This window comes from Glaciihabitans arcticus, assembly GCF_004310685.1.
GTDB lineage: Bacteria > Actinomycetota > Actinomycetes > Actinomycetales > Microbacteriaceae > Conyzicola > Conyzicola arctica.
This window is the reverse complement of record NZ_SISG01000001.1, coordinates 1367583-1388385: the sequence shown is the minus strand read 5'-3', so window position 1 is coordinate 1388385 and position 20803 is coordinate 1367583. Positions and strand designations below refer to the sequence as shown.

Below are 20803 nucleotides of genomic sequence, written 5' to 3'. Positions count from 1 at the left end.
TGCTAGACGTCGCGGCGCTTGAGAAGCACGGCCCCGATAGCCAGCGGCACAGCCGCCCACAACCCGACGGTGAGCGCCGACTCCCACAGCGCCAGTCCGTCGGCGCTCGGCAGGATCATGGCCTCGCCGGCATTGACGAGCAGGTACGGGATGAGGTTCGCCGCCCACTCGGCCTGCGTGACGCTCGCGAACACCATGAGGATGGTCGGCAGCAGGAGCAGCACACCGAGCGCCGCGGCGATGCCACCCGCACTCGAGCGCAGGATCGTGCCGAGGCCGAGCGCGAACAGGGACACCGCGGCGAGATACAGCGAGGCGAGCAGCACGCCCGTGACGACCTCGCCGGTGATCTCCGGGTGCACGCCGTTCGAGGCCAGCACGAAGAAGGCGAGAGCGCCGGACGCGACCGAGCTGATGAGCCCCACCACGAAGGTCGACACGAAGAGCACAACGGCCTTCGCGGCAAGGGCGCCGAGGCGCTTCGGCACGGCCGTGAACGTCGAGCGGGCCATGCCGGTCGTGTACTCGCCGCTGATGACCAGCACACCGAGCACCGCGACGACGAGCACGCCGAACGTGGTGCCGAAGGTCGCGGCCTGCAGCAGGGTGCGCTCGGGGGAGTCAATCAGGGGTCCGAAGTCGCTGTTTCCGAGGGTGCTCGAGAGCAGGAACGCCATCCCGAGCGACACGATGACCACGATCGCGTACGACCAGATGGTCGAGCGCAGGGAGCGCAGTTTGATCCATTCAGACCGGATGACGCCCGGCGCGCTCAGGCCTGAGCCCGAACTGGTTCGGGCGGGCACGGGCGGGGCGGTGATGGTTGCGGTGCTCATCGAGCTACCTCCTGGGTGAGGGCGCCGGTCGAGTATTCGACGTCGTCGCGGGTGAGTTCCATGTAGGCCTCTTCGAGGGAGGCGTTGCCGGGAGTGAGCTCGTGCAGCACGATGCCTGCACGGGCGGCGGTCTCGCCGACCTGCGCAGCGCTCAGGCCGGTGATGGTCAGCTGGTCGCTCTCGGCGGACGCGACGGTCACGTCGGGAGCGGCGAGCGCCTGGGCGAGGGCTGCGGCCTGCGGGCTGCGCAGGCGCACCGAGGTGCCGGATGCCGCGGCGAGGATGTCCTTCATCGGGGCGTCCGCGATGATCGAGCCACGGCCGAGCACGATGAGGTGATCGGCGGTGACAGCCATCTCGCTCATGAGGTGCGAGGAGAGGAACACGGTGCGTCCCTCGGCGGCGAGCGACCTGACCAGGGTGCGCACCCACAGCACGCCGTCCGGGTCGAGCCCATTGACCGGTTCGTCGAGGATGAGTGTCGCCGGATCCCCGAGCAGCGCTGCCGCGATTCCGAGGCGCTGGCCCATGCCGAGCGAGAAGCCGCCGACGCGTTTGCCGGCGACGGACTCGAGTCCGGTCATCCCGATCACTTCACGCACGCGCGCCTTGCCGATGCCGTGGGTCGCGCCCATGGCGAGCAGGTGGTTGTAGGCGGAGCGACCCGTGTGCACGGCCTTCGCGTCGAGCAGGGCGCCGACCTCGCGGAGCGGTGCGGTGTGCTCGGCGTAGCGCTTGCCGTTGACGAGCACGCTGCCCGCGCTCGGCCGGTCGAGGCCGACGACCATACGCATGGTCGTCGATTTGCCGGCGCCGTTCGGGCCGAGGAAGCCGGTCACCTGCCCCGGCTGAACGGTGAAACTGATGTCGTTCACGGCGGTCTTGGCGCCGTAACGCTTGCTGAGTCCTTCTGCGGTGATCATGCTTCAAGGCTAGAAAAAGGGATGCCCCGCCCCATCGACCCGCGGCACCATCTTCTGCGCCCTCGCGTCGTACTCGGGTACCACAAGAGCCCGGCACCAGAGTGGTGCCGGGCTCTCAATGACTCGGGATGTACCGCTAGCTCGCGTCCTTCGCCTGGGCACGCAGCGCGCGCTCGACACCTGCGAGGTTCTCCGTCACGAGGCGACGCAGGGCCGGGGTCTCGGGGTTGGCGTCGAGCCATGCGCGGGTCGCGTCCACGAGTGCCTGAGAGGCGAGCGGCGCGGGATAGAGCCCCACGATGAGCGTCTCGGCGATGTGGTAGCTGCGGTTCTTCCAGATAGTGGTGAGGCTCGAGAAGTACTTCTCGACGACCGCCTCGAGCGACACGGGGTCGTTCGTGTGCTGGAACCCCATCGCGGTCTGGCGCACGATAGTGTTCGGCTGCTCGTCGGAGTCCACGAGCAGCGCGAACGCGGCGAGCTTGGCCTCCTCGGTCGGGGCCGTCGCGCGGGCACGGGCGGCCGCCTGTGCACCGTTGGCGGTGTTGTCCTTCGCGAGTGCCGCGTCGATCTCGGCGCTACCGGCAGCGCCGTTCAACACGAGACCCTCGAGCAGCTCCCACGACAGGTCGGTGTCGATCTCGAGTCCCTCGAGCGCGGAGCTGCCGTTGAGCAGTCCCTGCAGCGCCTCCACGTGCGCGGGCGTCGAGGCCAGGTTCGCGAAGAACTTCACGAACTGGAACTGCGCGTCCGATCCGGCTTCAGCGCCCTGGGCGAGGGCCCAAAGCGAGTCGCCGACGTGCTCGATGGTGGCGGCTCGCTCGGCGGGGTCCACGTAGGCCCGGGCCACCGTTCCGAGCTGCGTGAGGGTCGTGCGAATGGTCGTCGACTCGGTCTCGGTCGCGATATTACCGAGCACGAGGCGCACGTAGTCGGCGGGCTTGGTCTCGGCGTCGCGCGTCGAGTCCCAGACCGAGCCCCACACGATGGCACGGGCGAGCGGATTCTCGATGTCCTTGAGGTGCTCGATGGCGACCGCGAGGGACTCCTCGTCGAGACGCACCTTTGCGTAGGCGAGGTCGTCGTCGTTGATCAGCACGAGCGCGGGCTTCTCGAGTCCGATGAGCTCGTTGACCGCGGTGCTCTCTCCGTCGACGTCGATCTCGACGCGGTGCTTGCGCACGAGCTGCCCATCCTCAAGCGCATAGAAACCGATCGCGAGGCGATGCGGGCGGATCGTCGGGTAGTCCACGGCCGCGGTCTGAACGACGTCGAACGACTTGATCGTGCCGTCGGGCGTGGTGACGATCTCGGGGCGCAGAGTGTTCACGCCAGCGGTCTCGAGCCAGAGCTTCGACCACTCGCCGAGCTGGCGTCCACTCGTGATCTCGAGTTCGCGCAGCAGGTCGCTCAGCTCGGTGTTACCGTACGCGTGCTTCTTGAAGTACGCGGCGACACCGGCGAAGAACGCGTCGATGCCCACCCAGGCGACGAGTTGCTTGAGCACCGAACCGCCCTTGGCGTAGGTGATGCCGTCGAAGTTGACCTGCACGTCTTCGAGGTCGTTGATGGTCGCGACGACGGGGTGGGTCGAGGGCAGCTGGTCCTGGCGGTAGGCCCAGCTCTTCTCCATGGCCTGGAACGTGGTCCACGCCTCGGTCCACTCGGTGGCCTCTGCGGTCGCGATGGTCGACGCCCACTCGGCGAACGACTCGTTCAGCCACAGGTCGTTCCACCACTTCATGGTGACGAGGTCGCCGAACCACATGTGCGCGAGCTCGTGCAGGATCGTGACGACGCGACGCTCCTTGATGGCGTCGGTCACCTTCGAGCGGAACACGTAGGTCTCAGTGAAGGTGATCGCGCCGGCGTTCTCCATCGCGCCCGCGTTGAACTCGGGCACGAACAGCTGGTCGTACTTCTCGAACGGGTAGGCGTAGTCGAACTTCGCCTCGTAGTACTCGAAGCCCTGGCGGGTCTTCTCGAAGATGTAGTCGGAGTCGAGGAACTGGCTGAGCGACTTGCGAGCGAACAGTCCGAGCGGGATGACGCGGCCGTCGCTCGACGTGAGCTGGTCGCGCACAACCGCGTACGGTCCCATGATGAGCGCCGTGACGTAGCTCGACAGGATCGGGGTGGGCGCGAACGTCCAGGTACCGTTTTCGCCGTTCACGACGGGCTCCGGCGTCGTCTGGTTGCTCACGACCTCCCACGCTGCGGGCGCGGTGACCGTGAACTGGAACGTGGCCTTGAGGTCGGGCTGCTCGAACACGGCGAAGACGCGACGCGAGTCGGGCACCTCGAACTGCGTGTACAGGTACACCTCGTTGTCGACCGGGTCGACGAATCGGTGAAGTCCCTCGCCCGAGTTCGTGTACTCGGCGTCGGCGACGACCTCGAGCACGTTCTCCTCGGCCAGGTCGTCGAGCTGGATGCGAACTCCGTCACTCACGCTCGCCGCGTCGAGTGCGGTGCCGTTGAGGGTGACCGAGTGCACGGTGCGGGTGAGCGCATCGATGAACGTCGACGCCCCGGCTTTCGCCGTGAACCGCACCGTGGTGCTGCTGCGGAAGATCTCCGGCCCCGTCGTGAGGTCGAGATCGATCTCGTAGCTCTGCACGTCGACGAGCGCTGCGCGCTCCTGGGCTTCGACTCTAGTCAGGTTCTCTCCGGGCACGCGGCACTCCTTTGTTGGGGCTTTGACTGGGCGCTGCCGTGATCGACGACGGCACAGCAATCAACTGTAGTTGGACTCCCGCGTCAGGCGACGAACACGGCGCGGTTGCCGACTTCGTACACGACCGGCGCCCGCAGCAGCGCAATTGTCTCCTCGATGGCGTCGGCGAGCAGCTGGCGCAGCACGGCGTCGGGGTCGGTGATGCACGCCTCGGCGATACCGGTGACCGCGAGGCCGAGCAGCAGGTCGAAGGACCTCGCGTCCAGGCCGCCGATCGAGCCGCCCACGTCGGCGGTGAACTCTCGAGCCCACTTCTCCGCGCCCGGCGCCGATTCGAGAGCCGAGCGGATGTCGCGGCGCAACCGCACCCCGACCGCTCCTTCGGCGCTCGCCGCGCCCATCTCGCACCGCACGAGTCCAGCAGCGAGGGCGCGCTGTCGACTCTCCGCCGCGATGGGAAGGGCTGCGGTGGCCGCGAGGGTGCAGACAATCAGCGCGATGCGTGGGTCGCCTCCGTTCAGGCCCACGACCGAGGGGATCATCGGCGCGAGTGCCGACCGCCCGGCATCGGTCGTTGTGTCGTTCACCGCGCGCGCGAGGGAGGCAAGGGCGGGGTGTGTGCAGGTCGGGTGGTCGCTCCAGCGTTCGCCGGCGAGGTACGACGCGAACTCCATGAAGCAGGCACCGCCGCGGGCGGATCGATGGCGTCCGCGGCTCAGAACGGGCACGGAATCGGGAACGGGGGAGAAATGGCGCATGGCGGCCTCCACTGGACAGTTCGTTCACCTCATTGTGCGCTTCTCTCCGCCTGAGGGCCAGACTACAAATCGGTACGCTTGCGGCATGGCATCCACGGTTTTCGACCGCTCACATCCCAACCCCGCACTCATCACGTCCGCACTCGCGTCCAGCGAGCTCGCGCCCTTCTGGATGGAGAGCCTCGACATCCCGAACTGGCCACGCCTCGAGAGCGAGGAGAAGTTCGACCTCGTGGTCGTCGGCGGCGGGTACACCGGGCTGTGGACGGCGCTGCTCGCCAAAGAGCGCGACCCGGATCTGCGGGTGGCGATCCTCGAGGCGAACACGGTGGGCTGGGCGGCATCCGGTCGCAACGGCGGCTTCTGCGAGGCGAGCCTCACCCACGGTGAGAACAACGGGCAGCGGCGCTGGCCGAAGGAACTCGAGACCCTCGACCGCATGGGGTTGGAAAACCTCGACGAGATCGAGGCGACCGTCGCGAAGCGCGGCTGGAAGGTCGACTTCGAGCGAACCGGAACCCTCTCGGTCGCGACCGAGAAGTATCAGGTGCGGGAGCTGGAGTCGTCGACGAGCGACGTGGATCTCTACCTCGACGAGGCGGCCGTGCGCGCGCAGGTCAACTCGCCGACCTACCTTGCGGGGCTGTGGAGCACGCGGGCCACGGCGATGATCCACCCGGGCAAGCTCGTCGCCGAGCTCGCGAAGGCCTGTGCAGAGGCCGGCGTCGAAATCTTCGAGCACTCGCCCGTGCGCGGAATCGACACCCGCACCGAGGGCACAACGGTCGTCGTCGAGACCCGGCACGGTTCGGCCTGGGCGTCGAAGGTGGCGCTCGCGACGAACGCGTTCCCGTCGATCCTCAAGCGCTACAAGCTGCACACCGTGCCGGTCTACGACTACGTGCTGATGACGGAGCCGCTCACCGCCGAGCAGCTCGCGAGCATCGGCTGGGAGGGCCGGCAGGGCATTGCCGATCTCGCCAATCAGTTCCACTACTACCGGCTGACCGCCGACAACCGCATCCTCTGGGGTGGTTACGACGCGATCTACCACTACGGCGGCGACATCAAGCCCGAGTACGAGGACCGCCCGGCGAGCTACGAGAAGCTCGCCAACCACTTCTTCACGACCTTCCCGCAGCTCGAGGGCGTGCGCTTCAGCCACCGCTGGGGCGGCGTGATCGACACTTCGACCCGCTTCACCGCCTTCTTCGGCCTCGCCCGGCAGGGTCGCGTCGCCTACGCCGCCGGCTACACCGGGCTGGGCGTCGCGGCGACCCGCTTCGCCGCGAATGTCATGCTCGACCGGCTCGGTGGCCTCGACACCGAGCGCACGTCCCTCGAGATGGTGCGCAGGGTTCCGCCGCCCTTCCCGCCCGAGCCTGCCGCGTTCCTCGGCGTACAGGCCACCCGCGCCGCCCTCAATGCGGCCGACCACAACCGCGGCAAGCGCAACCTGCTTCTCAAGACGCTGAATGCCGCGGGCCTCGGTTTCGACTCGTGATCGACCTCGTGGCGGCGCAGGCCGTCTCCCTCGCTCACGACCCCGTGCCCGCCGAGCAGGTTGTTGCGGGGGAGCCCTCGACCGGTTCGGTTGCCCTCGGAACGCTGGCCGACGCCGAGTACGGCGTCTGGGAGATGACTCCGGGCGCGATGAGCGACGTCGAGGAGGACGAGCTCTTTGTTGTGCTCTTCGGGGTCGCGACCGTGGCTTTCGCGGATGGTGCGTTCTGGACCCTCGGCCCCGGATCCACCGGCCGTCTGGATGCCGGCTCCCGCACCGTCTGGACGGTCACCGAGACTCTGCGCAAGGTCTACGTCACGGGCTGATCGCGTCAGCGGTCGTCCCTAGACTGGGATCATGCGCATCCACATCGCGACCGACCACGCTGGCCTCGAGTTCAGCCAGGATCTGCAAGCGCACCTCACCGCGCAGGGACACCAGGTCATCGACCACGGTCCCTCCAGCTACGACCCGCTCGACGACTACCCGAGCTTCTGCATCAATGCCGCCAGTGCGACTGTGCGCGACCAGGAGGCGGGCGTCGAGGCACTCGGACTCGTGTTCGGCGGCTCCGGCAACGGTGAGCAGATCGCCGCGAACAAAGTGACCGGCGCGCGTGCGGCCCTCGTCTGGAACGTTTCTACCGCCGAACTCGCGCGCGACCACAACAATGCCAACGTCATCTCCATCGGTGCTCGCCAGCACTCGGTCGACGAGGTGAAGCTGTTCGTCGACACCTTCATCAGCACCCCGTTCACCGGCGAGGAGCGCCACGTGCGACGCATCGCGCAGCTGGCCGAGTACGAGACGACCGGGGCCATCGCGGGGCAGCAGGTCGACTAATGCCCGAAGGTCACTCCGTCCATCGCATCGCGCGACAGTTCCAGTCGCACTTCGTTGGCAAGACGGTTCACGCTTCCTCGCCGCAGGGCCGGTTCGCGGGCGGCGCGAAGGAGATCGACGGACTCGAGATGACCGACGCCAAGGCGGTCGGCAAGCAGATGTTCCTCGAGTTCGATCACCGCATCTGGCTCAAGGTTCACCTCGGCATGTACGGCGCGTGGGATTTCGCCGGCGACCTGACCGCGGACGCAACCACGGCATCCGCGAATGGACGCATGGGCCAGACGAACCAGCGCGGCACGGTCCTGTCCGATGATGCCGAGGCCTCCAACACCAGCATCGGCGCACCCCGCACGACCCGGCTGCGCATGGCCGAGCAAGAGAAGGTCGGCGAGCCCACGCCCTTCCCGCCCGAGCCGGTGGGTGCCGTTCGGGTGCGTCTGCTGACGGATGCCACGAGCGCCGACCTGCGCGGACCGACAGCGTGTGAGGTGCTGCAGCCCGAAGAGGTCGCGGCGACTATTGCGAAGCTCGGTCCCGATCCGCTTGTGGATGGTGGCAGGAAGGGTGAGCAGCGCTTCGTAGACCGGGTGCGCTCGAAGCCCACCCCCATCGGTCTGCTGCTCATGGACCAGACCGTGGTCGCCGGCATCGGCAACGTCTACCGCGCGGAGCTGCTCTTCCGCGCGCGGCTCGACCCGCACAAGCCCGGCAGGGATGTGCCCGAGGAGCTCGTGCGCGCCCTCTGGAAGGACTGGACGAAGCTGCTGAAACTCGGCGTCAAGCTCGGCCAGATGATGACCATGGACGGCCTCAGCAAAAAGAAGTACGAGGCGGCGCTGGCCCGCCGCGACGACCGGCACTGGGTCTACCACCGCGAGGGCAAACCCTGCCGTGTCTGCGGCACCCCGATCGTGATGGAGATGGCGGCAGGTCGCAAGCTGTACTACTGCCCGACCGATCAGACGTAGGCGACGCGACGTAGGGGTTTCCCGGCTCATGCCATGCTGGAGCCATGCGCCACACACCCACCTACGTGCTCACCGACGTCGACGAGGTCAAGCGCCTCATCCGCGAGAACGCGTGGGCCACGATCGTCTCCTACACACCCGACGGGCTCGTCGCCTCGCACTATCCGTTTGTGCTCGAAGAGGACGCCGAGGGCATCAGCCTGGTCAGCCACGTCGGCCGACCCGACGAGAAGCTGCACGGTCTCGGCGAGCGCGAGGTGCTGGTCATCATCCAGGGACCGCACGGCTACATCTCGCCCGGTTGGTACGAGGGCGTCTCCTTCATCCCGACCTGGAACCACGTCACGGCGCACCTCTACGGCACCCCCGAAATCCTCAGCGACGAGGAAAACTTTCGCGTACTCGACGACCTGGTCGATCATTTCGAGAAGAGGATGCCCGACCCCGTGTCCCTCGACATCGACGAGACCTACGCCCGCCGTATCGCCAAGGGCACCGTGGGCATCCGCCTGCGCGTGACGCGGTTCGATGCCCGCCTCAAGCTCAGTCAGGACAAGCCTGCGCACGTGATGGAGACCGTGCTCGGCGCGCTCGAGTCCGACGGCCCCTACAACTCGAAGCCGCTCGCCGCCGAGATGCGCCGCGCGCAGGAACGAAAGACTGACAGTGCAGCTGACTAACGTCGTCTCAGCCGGTCGCCCGGTGGATCTCACCATCGAGGACAGCATCATCACCGCGATCGAGCCGTCGTCCGGCACGGGGGAGTACTTCGTCTCGCCGGGACTCTGGGACAACCACGTGCACTTCAGCCAGTGGGCGCTGGTGCAGCAGCGACTCGATGTCTCGGCGGCGACTTCGGCGCGCCAGGCGGTCGACATGGTGCGGGCGGGGCTCGAACGTTCCGACATCGCGTCCCCGTTCATCGCATTCGGGTTCCGCGACGGGCTGTGGCCGGACGCACCAACCGTCGAGCTGCTCGACGAGGTCTCGGTGAGCCATCCGATCGTCCTGGTGAGCGGTGACCTGCATGCGGTCTGGCTCAACACCCCGGCTCTTGCACAGTACGGGCACGCGGGGCATCCGACCGGGCTGCTTCGGGAGGACCCGGCGTTCGAGGTCACGCGCCGCATCGACACGGTGGACCCGCTGCTGCTGGACCGGTGGGTGGACGCGGCCGCGCGGCACGCGGCATCCCGAGGCGTGGTCGGAGTGACCGAACTCGAGATGGACTGGAACCTCGACACCTGGCAGCGCCGCATCGACGGCGGGATCGACTCGCTGCGGGTCGAGTTCGGCATCTACACGCCGCATCTCGACCGCGCCGTCGAACTCGGAATGCGCTCGGGTCAGCGCATCAACGACCTGCTCACCGTCGGGTACTACAAGGTGCTCACCGACGGCTCGCTCAACACGCGCACCGCCTACTGCTTCGACGACTACCCGGGCACACCGGGGGAGCACGGCATGCTCACCATGCCCACCGATCAGCTCATGCCGCACCTGCGCAAGGCCGTCGCCGCCGGGATCGTGCCGACCGTGCACGCCATCGGCGACCACGCGGTGTCGCTCGTGCTCGATGCGTTTGAAAAACTCGGGTCGGGCGGACGCATGGAGCACGCGCAACTCGTGGGCCAGGCCGACTTCGCGCGATTCGCCGCGCTCGGGGTCATCGCGAGTGTGCAGCCCGACCACATGCTCGATGACCGGGATGTCGCGGACCGTTATTGGGCCGGACGCACCGACCGCACCTTCGCGTTCAGGAGTCTGCTCGACGCCGGGGCTCAGCTCGCGCTCGGCTCGGACGCGCCCGTGTCACCGCTGGATCCGTGGGTCACGGCGGCGGCCGCAGTCGGTCGCACGAGGGGTGGGCGGGAGCCGTGGCATCCCGAACAGCGCATCAGCACCGCCGAGGCCCTCGCCGCGTCGACGCGCAACACGGTCGAGGTCGGGCAGGTCGCTGACCTGATCCTGACGGAGAGTGACCCTTTGCTGGCGGATGACGCCCAGCTGCGCGAGTTCACCGTCGCGGCTACGCTGCTCGGCGGGCGTCTCACGCACGACGCCCGTTAACGCACAACGCTGATTGAGTAGGCGCTCCAGCGCCGTATCGAAATCCGGTTTCGATACAGCCGCGGGCGGCTTACTCAACCAGCGTTGAGGTGATTTCTTCTAGCCAGCGAGGTGCGCGAAGAGGAACCAGCGGTCCTTCTCGAGGCCGCGAGCGATCTCGATGGCGACGTCCTGCGAGGCGGGGTCGAGCGGGCCGAGCTCGTCGATCGCGGCGCGAACCGTGACCAGCGTGGCGTCGATCGACGCGATGACCTGCGCGATGACCTTGTCGGACTGCTGGAACCCTGCCTCGAGCGGCGGGTTGGTGGCCTTGGCGCCGACGGTCTGGATGCGCACGTCGAGCGGAAGGCCGAGGGCGACAACACGCTCGGCGGCGGTGTCTGCGTAGTCGTGGGCGTGGTCGACGACCGAGTCGAGCAGTTCGTGCACGGCCTGGAAGTTCGCTCCGCGAACGTGCCAGTGCGCCTGCTTGCCGTCAACCGCGAGAGCGGTGAGATCGATGACGACGGGGCCGAGGAACTGGGCGACGCCGGATACGACGTCTGCACTCATGGAGCTCTGGGGAACAATCTTGGTGTCAGTCATTGTGTGACTCCTTCTTTCGTCGAGTACAACGCTACTCAGGGCCCGATATTCCGCAAGGAAGCTGAGGCAACGCTAACGAAGGCCCACCTAACGATGAACAGCCCAGGGGGGATAACCCCCGTGCGCTTCCGTGCGGCTGCCGGATGTGCCGCAGCCCCGGGAATGGCGACGCTGGTTCTGTACCTTTCCACGAGAGAATGAGCAGACACCATGAACCCCGCACCGAATACCACCGCGCTGAATAGCTACGGCAGCATGTGGCGCCGCGTACCGAAGGAGCTCGGCTACCTGCTTCTCGGATACCCGCTCGCTCTCGCCGCGTTCATCACCACCATCACCCTGGTCTCCACCGGCCTCGGCACGATCGTCACCTTCTTCATCGGCGTGGTGCTGTTCATTGGCGCGCTGTATGTCGCACGCGGTTTCGGCACGCTCGACCTGAAGCTCCTCGAGTGGACCGGCCAGCCGCAGATCGAGCGCCCCGAGTGGGGCCAGACGAAGCCCGGTTTCTGGGGATGGCTTGGCTCGATGTTCGGCAACGGCCACTATTGGTTGTACCTGCTGCACTCGATGGTGGTGAACTTCATCCTCGCCCTGCTGACCTGGACAATCACCATCGTCTGGGTCTCGGTGATCGCGAACGGGGTCAGTTACTGGTTCTGGGGACGTTTCACCTCACGCGGCGACGACAACTGGACGATCTCGGAATGGCTGTTCAACGCCTCCAACCTCTCGCCCGAAGCCCTGCTCGTCTGGGACAGCATCTTCTACTTCCTGCTCGCGGTGGTCTTCGCCGCGGTGCTGCCGTTCGTGAGCCGCGGGCTCACGTCGTTCCACCACCTCGTCGCTCGCGGCCTCCTCGGTGCTTTCAAGTCGGATGCGCTGCGTCGCCAGGTCGGAAGTCTCGCCGCCGCCGGCGTCGCGGCTTCCTCCGCCGAAGGCCACTCGCTGCGTCGCCTCGAGCGCGACATCCACGACGGACCGCAGCAGCGGCTCGTGCGCCTGCAGATGGACCTTGCCGCCGCCGAGCGCCAGTTGGATGCCGAGCCGGAGAAGGCGCGCGTGCTCATCGCCGAGGCGATGGAGCAGTCCCGCGAGGCCCTCGAAGAACTCCGTGCACTGTCGCGCGGTTTCGCGCCGCCGATCCTGCTCGACCGCGGTCTCGTCGCGGCCCTCGAGTCCGCTGCCGTGCGCAGCGCCGTGCCGACCACAATCGTCAGTGAGCTGCCCGAGGGTACATCCCTGCCGCAGGAGATCGAACGCAACGCCTACTTCGTGGCCAGTGAGGCCCTCGCGAACGCGAGCAAGCACTCGGGTGCGACGGCTGTCGTCGCGACGGTGGCTCTGGATGCGTCCGGCGCCCTGCTCGTGGAGGTCAGCGACAACGGTTCGGGGGGAGCGGTCTCCGTGGAGGGGCACGGCCTCGCCGGGCTCGAGCAGCGCCTCCTGGGTCTCGGCGGAACACTCGCGGTCGACAGCCCTGTGGGTGGCCCGACGGTCATCGCGGCGCGCATCCCGCTGGGTTAGCCCGCGCCCCTAGTCTGGGTGCATGACGACACCAGCCCTTCGTGTAGCCGTTGCCGACGATTCGGTGCTGCTGCGCGAGGGGCTTGTGCGCGTGCTCGTCGAGGCGGGAGTCGAGGTCATCGGTTCCTTCGGTGATGCGGATGCCCTGCTGGCCGAACTCGAATCGTTGAAGCCCGACCTGCTCGTGCTCGACGTGCGCATGCCGCCCACGTTCAAGGACGAGGGGGTGCGCGCCGCGATCCGCGCCCGCGAGCTGCAGCCCGGTGTGGGCATCCTGTTGCTCTCGCAGTACGTGGAGGTCGCCTACGCGCAGGAGCTGCTGTCGTCGGGTGAGGGAGGGATCGGCTACCTGCTCAAGGATCGCGTCGCCTCGCTCGCCGAGCTCGAGGATGCCATCTCCCGCATCGCCGGCGGCGGCACCGTGCTCGACCCCGAGGTCGTCGCCCAGCTGCTCGGCCGCCGCCACGACCCGCTGGCCCGCCTCACTCCGCGCGAATTCGAGGTGCTGGGGCTGATGGGGGAGGGACGCACGAACGCCGCCATCGCCGCCGCGCTCGTGATCGGCACGGGTGCCGTGGAGAAGAACGTGACGGCGATCTTTCAGAAGCTCGGCCTCGACGACTCCGGCAGCGACCATCGCCGCGTCCTCGCGGTGCTGGCCTGGTTGCAGCGCTAAGCCTTTACCGCAGGTCCGCTACCTTCCGCAGCGTCGTCCGAGCCGTGTTGAGGCTCTTCTCGAACCGTGCGGCGAGCACCACGAGCAGCGTGCCGCCGACGGTGCCGACGACGATCCAGACCAGCCAGCTGTTCTGCTCGTAGAGCTCGCGCAGCAGCGGTGAGAAGGTCGCCACAACGTGCACGATCGTCACCACGCTCGCCACGAGGAACGGCGCCTGCAGCTTGCGCACCAGTCCGATGACGATGATCACGATGCCGACCACCGCGAGTCCGATCGCTCGCCAGAGCGGCCGATCCTCGAAGCTCGCGAGGAGTGACGGCACCATGAGCACGAGCATGCCGGGGCCGAGGTGCGGCCAGCTGCGTGCCTCGCTGTTGCGTGCGAGGTGGATGGCCCCACCCACCAGCAGCGCGACGGCCACCGGCAGGCTCGAGTACTCCACCTCGTCGACCGCGCCCACGAGCAGGGCGAATGCTGCGGCGATCGCGGAGAAGCCGAGCCCGACCCACGACACTGTGCGCGTGAACGGGGAGCTGTCGATGACCACAGAAAGCACGTGCACCGCGGCGAACACAATCACCAGGCCGAGCGCCCGCGGCAGGGATTCGGGTGAGCCATCGAGCGCCGTGATCTCGAACAGGAAGCCCATGGTGAGGGCGACGATGCCGAGACCTTCGGCGAGGCGCTCCCGCGTGCGCCGGGTCTCGTTATCGCGCGGGACGCTCTGGCCGACGGCGCCGAGCAGCAGCACGAGGAGCCCGACGGCGAGCCAGGCATCGAGTGTCGCATCCGGAAGCCCCGGTGTTGAGGAGATGAACCACGAGCGGCCGATGGTGACGACGAGCACGCCGAGCGCACCGGCGATGCTCGCGACGTCGAGGTAGGGGCGCAGCGCGGCGCGGCCGGGCAGGAAGCTGCCGGCGAGCAGGAGTGTGACCGACACCGCGCCGACGATGACCGCACGCTCGACCGGGCCGGTTGCGGCGTTGAGCCCGACCGGGAGGATGGCAACGAGGAGTCCGCCGAGGGCGATGAGGGGCGCGGCGTCCCGTTCGGCTCGCAGGCGGTGTGCCCGCCAGACGAAGAGTGCGATGAGCAGCAGGGCGCCGGCGAGGGGCAGCACGTACGGTTCGACGTCGCGCACCTCGCTGCCTGCCAGTCGCCACCACAGTCCGCCGACGGCGAGGCCGAGTGCGACCCAGCCGAGGTGCTTGCGCGGGGAGGCCGCGCCGAACAACCCGTCGGGAGAGATCGCGAGCAGCAGCGCGGTGACGGCCGCGATCTCGAGCACCACCCAGGCGGTGTCGACCGGGCCGAGCACGGTCAGGAAGGGCGCGAGTCCGGCGGGAACCGCGAAGCCGATCTCACGCTGCACGCGGCCGAGGGCGGGGCGGCCGACGAGGGTGACGACGAGAGCGGCCGCGGAGGTGGCGAAAGCGACGATCACGAGGGTCGCGGCGAGCTCGATGGGGTCCAGCGTTCCCCGGAGGGACGCGACACTCATGATTGCGGCACCCGCGACGGCGGTCCAGCCGAGAACGGATCGCAACGGTCCGCGGTTAACTGCGCCGGCGATCACGTTCACAAGAGCGCACAGCACGATGACGCCGAGCACCCGGACCTGGGCAAGGTCGCCCCCGTCGAGCGCAGTCGCCTCGAACAGCACGAGCGTCGCGAGGCCGACGGTTGCGAGCGCCTGTCCGACGGTTGCGCGAACACCCGAGGTCTCCTCGGCGCGATGTCGAGCCTGCCCGAACGCCGCAACCAGCAGCAGCACGAACGCGCCACCGAGCCAGGCATCGAAGCGCGGGTCGGGGGTCTCCGTAGCGACGACGAGGGCCGCAGCACGTGCGACAGCGACGGTCAGCACCCCCGCGGCGCCCGCAGCGGCGGCGACGTCGAGGTAGCGGCGCAGCGGCAGGACGGCGGTCAGCCAGCTTCCGCCGACGAGGAGCACGGCGCTCGAGCCGCCCACCACGAGCGGACGCACGAGGTCACCCGTGCCGCCGGTCACGGCGAGGGGGAGGATTGCTACCAGCAGGCCACCGAGGGCGATGAGCGGTGCGGCGGCGCTGCTGTGCTTCACCCGCCAGCCGAGGAGCGCAACGAGCAGCAGCGCGCCGGCGAGGGGCAGGACGTAGGGCTCGAGAGCGGTGACGTCATCCTCACCGAGGCGCCACCAGAGTCCGGCGGTACCGAGCGCCAGCGCGAGCCAGCCGAGGAAGCGGCGGGGCGACGCCGAGGCGAACAGCCCGTCCCGGTCGATGGCGAGCAGCAGCGTCGCAACGCCCGCAATCACGAGGCTGAGCCACGTGGTGGTGGTGACGGGCGCCAGCAGTGCAAGCACGCCGACGATGGCGACGCCCAGATCCATGGCGTCGCGCGGCACAGCCGAGGGCCGCACCAGGGAAACAGCAAGCGCGCCTGCAGCGACCACCGCAACGGCGATCACCGGGGACAGGTTCGCGAGGGGTGCGCTGTCGATAACGCGCGCGAGCTGGGAGACCGCGAAGAATACGGCGGCGGCGAGGCTGGCGGATGCCACGATCCGCTCGGTCGCCAGTGCGGTGTCGCGACGCACAACAAGCCACAGCAGAAGAGCGAGCACGAGACCCGCGGTGACCAGCATGCCCGTGAGCGGCTCGAGCAGGATCGTTCCGGCCGGCGCCAGGAACCACAGCCAGGCCGCGGTGAAGAGGGAGACGGGCAGGCTCATCAGGAAGAGCACACGACGGTCGATCGTCGAGAGCACCCGGGGAAGCGCCGCGGCGATGACGAACAGCGCCAGAGCGAACATGCCGCCGAAGCGCACGGCGTTGTCCGCGTTGTCGCTAGCCGAGTCGCCGGGTGTGTACTGCTGCGCGAGCCCCACAGCGCCCACGTACCCGAGCAGCACGGCCGCAGCGAGCAGTCCGGCCCGCGACGCGACAGCCGTGAATGCCCAGCGCGCACCGATCAGCAGCAGGATGGTGATCGCGGACCCCGCGAGCCACGAGTCGAGACTTGCCCACGACGCGAGGTAGCCGAGCGCCGTCGCGACGAGCCCGCCGACCGCGACCACCGAGCGGATCGACTGCGGCAGCCGCTTTCGGAAAGCAATAAGAGCCGCCAGGCCGAGCGCTCCGATGAGCAGCCAGCCGCCGACCACAAGCCACTCGGTGGCCAGCAGCGGCACCGCGGCAACGGCCACGCCCGCGACAGAGATGGTCACCAGCAGGCGCCGTGCGAGCAGGCGACGGGATGCCGCGGAGAACACGATCACGAGGGCGACGACGATCCCGAGCGCAGCGACAGCAGCGCCCGATCGCGTCGACACCTCGACGAGGGATTCACCGAGCTCGAGCTTCCACGCGAACCGAACGACACCGTTGAACGCCGCGCTCGCCACGAGCCAGGCCGCGAAGCTTAGGGGGACGAGGGCCGTGACACCCGCGATAATCGCGGCTCCGAGTTCGGCGATACGGAGGGCGCGGATGCTCGGCGCGTGAGCGAGCCCGCGCCACGCCGTGTCGAGCAGCAGCACGGTGAGGGCCGCGGCGACGGGCGGCACGATCATCCCGAACTCGGGCGTCGGGTCGTGCAGCAGGGTGGCGCTCGCCGCAGACGCGGTGCTGAGACCGGCAAGGGCGGCGAAGGCGAGGCCGAAGTCACGCACGGGGCGGATCTCGACCGCTCGACCGCGCACGGCGAGGGCGACGTGTGCGAACGACAGCACCCCGACACCCAGCACGGCGAGGCTGGCCACAAAGAAGGATCTGCTGTCGGTGAAGAACGCGGGCAGCAGGCCGCCCGCGAGGGCGAGGAACGCAACGCTGAGGGCGATGAGTCGTTCGGGTGTGCCGCGGCGTTCCGGGCTGGATGACGTCTCGGCGCGCCGCGCAAACGGATGCAGCAGCCCGACCGTGGCGGCAGCCATCAGCGCGAGGTAGGCGCGCGCCGGCGTTTCGAGGTTCTCGCCGAGGCCGTAAACGAGCACGCCCGCGCCGATGCCGAGGGCGCTGAAGCCCGCGACGCTCGGTACACGCAGGCCCGACAGGCGGTGCCAAAGCACGAAGCCGAGGGCGGAGAGCAGGAGGGTGGTTCCCCAGTAGACCTGTGGCTGGGCGCTCTCCGCGCCGAAGAGGTTGTTGGCGCGGACCGCGAAGGCGTCGAGGTAGACCAGCACCACTGCGAAGACGGCGATGCCCTCCGCGGTCGCGGCGTAGCCCCGACGGCGCAGCAGTGAGGCGATCGTGAAGGTTGCCACGGTGATCGCCGCGATGATGGCGCTCCGCCACTCGATGCCGTAGTTCACGAACGCGTAGATGAGGAACGAGACCGCGGCGAGCGAGAGCAGCGAGATGCCAGCGATCAGCACGAGCACCTGGATGCTGGAGCGCGATCGGGCCGGCGACGGTGCGGCGGGCCCGGCGACGGGGGGAGTGACCGGCGGGGGGAGGACGGGCGAGATAGGCGGGATGGGTGCCGCAAACACCGGCACCGGCTGCGATAACACAGGCTGCGCCACAACCGCGGGTGCAGCCACCTGGGCAGCGGCAGCGCGCTCAATGCGCTCTTCCCGCTCGGCTGCGACCTTCGCGGCACGCGCGGCGGACGTCTCGAAGCGGATGCGCCCGATGATGTTCAGTCGCTCGTCAAGCGCGGCGACGGCCTCGGAGGAAACCGTCGCGAGCTGCGCCGCGGCGGGATGCCCGAGGTCGAGCGAGCAGTAGTCGCACACGGTGCTCGTGAGCAGGTGGAAGCAGGCCGGGCATTGCGCGCGATTGCTGAGATCGGCCGGAGTGCGCGGGAACAGCACGTGCCCTGCGTACGCGGCGAAGTTCTCGGTTGGTTCGGTCATTCATTCCCCCTGAACGGACGTCCCTCAGGGTAGCGGTCGAACGAGGATTGCTCCGCGATTGTCCACGGATGTCGCGGGACGGCGGCGGACGGCCGGAGCTAAACTGTGCCCACTCGGTCACAAAGGATCCCGCCATGCTCCGCTCGTCCCGCCGCGCTCTGCCGCTCGCGCTCGCCGTTGTTCTCGGACTGCTCGTCGCGGGAGTCGCACCGGCGAGTGCCGCACCGGCCGCACCGGCGGCCCTCGCTGCCCGCACCGTCGACCGGGTGGGCGGCGCCGACGTCTACAGTGTCGCCATCGCTGCGTCGAAACTGGCGAACCCCGTGGACGGAACGGGCATCACCGCCGTCGTGACCTCGGGCACCAGCTTTCTCACCGGGGTCGTCGCGGGTGCCGCGGCCGCGAATCTCGATGGGCAGCTTCTCCTCACGGCGCCGACCGCCCTCGGTGCTGCAACGGCAGCAGAACTCGAACGCCTCGCCCCGCAACGGATCATCGTCGTCGGCAATAGCACCGTGGTCAACGCCGCGGTAGAGACCCGGTTGCGGGCGATCCAGCCCAACCTGGTGCGCATCGGAGCCGCCGACCTCTACGCCACATCGATCCTGCTCGCGCAGTTCGCTGACGCGAGTTCCGTGGTCATCGCGGGCGGGGCGACCAGTCCGGCGACCCTGAGTGCGGCGGTGCTGGCGGGGTCGCAGGGTGCGCCTCTCGTACTCGTGCGCCCCTCGGACACCGCGGTTCGGGCCGACCTTTCGGGCCTCTTCACCACGGCAGGCACATCCCGAGTCACCGTCATCGGCGAATCCGCGGCGGTGTCCGCCTCCTTCGCGAACGCGGTCACGAAACGCGGTATCGCGGTGACCCGCGTGCGGGGAACCAGTTACGCCAAGTTATCCGCGGCCATCGCCGCTCGTTTCTCCGCACCCGGGCGCGCATTCGTGATGTCCAACACGGGATATGCCCTTGCCGTCGGGTCGATCCCGCTGGCGGCCGCGTCGGGGGCCCCGGTCATCTACTCGACAGCACACTGCGCTTCACCCCAGCTGATCGCGTTCGCGAGCGCCGCGCCCGTCGCTCGGATCACCCTGCTGGGACCGGTGACGAAGCTGCATAACGCGGTCGGCACCCTGCTCGCCTGCCAGAGCCTCACGAAGGCTTCGAGCTATTGGGTTGTGGCGAACAAGAAGAACAAGCTCAACCCGGTGAGTTACGTGCCCGCCGACCTGAGGCTGCCGGCCGTGAAGCGCACTGGCTCGCACCTGCTGCGCAAGGCAGCGGCGACATCGCTCGAAAAGATGAACGCCGGGTCGGTTGCCGCGGGCGCGGGTCGCGTCGGGCTCGCCAGCGGCTACCGGTCGTACCCGACCCAGAAGGCGCTGTACGCCCGGTACGTGCGCACCATGGGCCAGAAGTGGGCGGACTCACAGTCCGCACGCGCGGGCCACAGCGAACACCAGACCGGTCTCGCGGCCGACGTCGTCGCGTGCAGCGCATCAGCCTGCGGCTCGATCTATACCTTCGCCGACTCGAAGCAGGGAACGTGGGTGAAGGCCAACGCGTGGCGGTACGGCTTTATAGTGCGTTACGAGAAGGGCTACACGAACGTTACGGGCTACGCGTCTGAGCCGTGGCACCTGCGCTACATCGGAGCCGCCGCTGCAGCCGATTACAAGCAGGGCGGGTTCCATACCCTTGAGACGTATTTCGCGTATCGCGCCGCACCCGGCTACTGATGCTCTACCGCGAACGGGGAGACCTCACCGAGCATCCTCTCGAGGGCGGTGACGTCACCGAGGGCCTGGTGCGCATCGGAGAAACTGTCCGTCGGCCGAGCGCCGTCACCTCCGAACCAGTGCGCAGACTGCTCGAGGGCCTCGCCGAACTCGGCTTCGCGGGCGCGCCTCGCCATCTTGGGGTGGATGCCGCCGACCGCCACGTGCTCGACTTCGTCTCGGGAGAGGTCGCGACCCGTCCCTGGCCGGCCTGGCTCGGCGATGAGGACAGGCTCGCGAGCGTCGCCCGGCTGGTGCGCGCCTACGATGACGCGGCGCTCGAGATCGGCCTGCCCGAGTGGTCGAGCGCCATGCTTCGGGATGACCCTCCCGGCACCCCGCCCACGATCGCGGGGGAGCCTCAGTTCATCGGCCACGTCGACATCACTCCCGAGAATGTGGTGTTCCGTGACGACGCGGCGTTCTCCCTCATCGACTTCGACCTGGCGCGGCCGGCGACCCGTGCCGAGGAGGTCGTCAACATGCTGCTCTGGTGGGCACCCTGGGTGCCGGTCGAGGATCGCGAGTACATGGTGGAGGGCGTCGATCCGTTCCACCGCGCGGGGGTGATCGTCGACGCGTACGGGCTATCGGACGCGGAGCGGGCGAGCCTGGTGCCGTTATCCCGAAATCTGGCCGACCGCTCGTGGCACCTCATGAAGCACCGTGCCGAGACCCTCGGCGGGGGCTGGGCGCGCATGTGGGGCGAGGGTGTGGGCGACCGCATCCTGCGCCGGCAGCGCTGGCTGGCACAGAACGAGGCTGCGCTGCGCGAGGCCGTGCGGTGAAGGGCTTCTGGGAACCTATTGCGACGG

16 protein-coding genes are annotated in these 20803 nt (G+C 68.5%); 10 read left to right on the top strand and 6 right to left on the bottom strand.

The genetic code is table 11. The features are described from left to right. Window positions 1-2: 2 nt before the first annotated feature. The 4 genes from EYE40_RS06625 to EYE40_RS06610 form a co-directional block, all read right to left on the bottom strand. On the bottom strand, window positions 3-836 hold the full coding sequence (locus tag EYE40_RS06625; RefSeq protein ID WP_130981213.1) for an ABC transporter permease: 834 nt from the start codon (window positions 834-836) through the stop codon (window positions 3-5). Next, window positions 833-1759, bottom strand: a complete 927-nt coding sequence (locus EYE40_RS06620; protein ID WP_130981212.1) for an ABC transporter ATP-binding protein — start codon at window positions 1757-1759, stop codon at window positions 833-835. The genes EYE40_RS06625 and EYE40_RS06620 overlap by 4 nt, the downstream gene beginning before the upstream one ends. 136 nt (window positions 1760-1895) lie before the next feature. Next, window positions 1896-4436, bottom strand: coding sequence for an aminopeptidase N (gene pepN / locus EYE40_RS06615; RefSeq protein ID WP_130981211.1), 2541 nt, complete (start codon window positions 4434-4436; stop codon window positions 1896-1898). 83 nt (window positions 4437-4519) lie between these two features. Next, window positions 4520-5194, bottom strand: a complete 675-nt coding sequence (locus tag EYE40_RS06610) for a hypothetical protein (protein ID WP_130981210.1) — start codon at window positions 5192-5194, stop codon at window positions 4520-4522. A gap of 85 nt (window positions 5195-5279) precedes the next feature. On the opposite strand from EYE40_RS06610, the gene EYE40_RS06605 reads away from it, so the two are divergent. Genes EYE40_RS06605 through EYE40_RS06580 form a run of 6 tightly spaced genes read left to right on the top strand, consistent with a single transcriptional unit; the run spans window position 5280 to window position 10582 of the window. Beyond that, the gene (locus EYE40_RS06605) at window positions 5280-6698 is read left to right on the top strand and encodes an NAD(P)/FAD-dependent oxidoreductase (RefSeq protein ID WP_130981209.1); all 1419 of its coding nucleotides are present in this window, start codon (window positions 5280-5282) and stop codon (window positions 6696-6698) included. Continuing rightward, on the top strand, window positions 6695-7024 hold the full coding sequence (locus tag EYE40_RS06600) for a cupin domain-containing protein (RefSeq protein WP_130981208.1): 330 nt from the start codon (window positions 6695-6697) through the stop codon (window positions 7022-7024). Before EYE40_RS06605 ends, EYE40_RS06600 begins: the two co-directional genes overlap by 4 nt. A 31-nt stretch (window positions 7025-7055) precedes the next feature. After that, window positions 7056-7541, top strand: coding sequence for a ribose-5-phosphate isomerase (locus EYE40_RS06595; protein ID WP_130981207.1), 486 nt, complete (start codon window positions 7056-7058; stop codon window positions 7539-7541). Then, window positions 7541-8512 carry an Fpg/Nei family DNA glycosylase gene (locus EYE40_RS06590; RefSeq protein ID WP_130981206.1) on the top strand — a complete coding sequence of 324 codons (972 nt, stop codon included), beginning with the start codon at window positions 7541-7543 and terminating at the stop codon, window positions 8510-8512. Before EYE40_RS06595 ends, EYE40_RS06590 begins: the two co-directional genes overlap by 1 nt. Window positions 8513-8556: 44 nt before the next feature. Then, window positions 8557-9192, top strand: coding sequence for an FMN-binding negative transcriptional regulator (locus EYE40_RS06585; RefSeq protein ID WP_130981205.1), 636 nt, complete (start codon window positions 8557-8559; stop codon window positions 9190-9192). Further along, complete coding sequence (locus EYE40_RS06580; RefSeq protein ID WP_240034738.1) at window positions 9179-10582, top strand: amidohydrolase; 1404 nt, start codon at window positions 9179-9181, stop codon at window positions 10580-10582. Before EYE40_RS06585 ends, EYE40_RS06580 begins: the two co-directional genes overlap by 14 nt. 99 nt (window positions 10583-10681) lie before the next feature. Here EYE40_RS06580 and EYE40_RS06575 read toward each other — a convergent pair whose 3' ends face one another. After that, window positions 10682-11167 carry a Dps family protein gene (locus EYE40_RS06575; RefSeq protein WP_130981203.1) on the bottom strand — a complete coding sequence of 162 codons (486 nt, stop codon included), beginning with the start codon at window positions 11165-11167 and terminating at the stop codon, window positions 10682-10684. 210 nt (window positions 11168-11377) lie between these two features. On the opposite strand from EYE40_RS06575, the gene EYE40_RS06570 reads away from it, so the two are divergent. Continuing rightward, window positions 11378-12694: a sensor histidine kinase gene (locus tag EYE40_RS06570; protein WP_130981202.1), complete on the top strand. Its 1317-nt coding sequence runs from the start codon at window positions 11378-11380 to the stop codon at window positions 12692-12694. A 22-nt stretch (window positions 12695-12716) separates the two neighbouring features. Then, entirely contained in the window at window positions 12717-13370 is a 654-nt protein-coding gene (locus EYE40_RS06565) for a response regulator transcription factor (protein WP_130981201.1), read from the top strand. 4 nt (window positions 13371-13374) lie between these two features. Here EYE40_RS06565 and EYE40_RS06560 read toward each other — a convergent pair whose 3' ends face one another. Beyond that, complete coding sequence (locus tag EYE40_RS06560) at window positions 13375-18213, bottom strand: SCO7613 C-terminal domain-containing membrane protein (RefSeq protein WP_130981200.1); 4839 nt, start codon at window positions 18211-18213, stop codon at window positions 13375-13377. 134 nt (window positions 18214-18347) lie between these two features. On the opposite strand from EYE40_RS06560, the gene EYE40_RS06555 reads away from it, so the two are divergent. Together EYE40_RS06555 and EYE40_RS06550 are read left to right on the top strand one after the other, a co-directional pair. Further along, the gene (locus EYE40_RS06555; RefSeq protein WP_161972355.1) at window positions 18348-19949 is read left to right on the top strand and encodes a D-alanyl-D-alanine carboxypeptidase family protein; all 1602 of its coding nucleotides are present in this window, start codon (window positions 18348-18350) and stop codon (window positions 19947-19949) included. Continuing rightward, entirely contained in the window at window positions 19949-20776 is an 828-nt protein-coding gene (locus tag EYE40_RS06550; RefSeq protein ID WP_130981198.1) for a phosphotransferase, read from the top strand. The genes EYE40_RS06555 and EYE40_RS06550 overlap by 1 nt, the downstream gene beginning before the upstream one ends. Window positions 20777-20803: the final 27 nt, after the last annotated feature.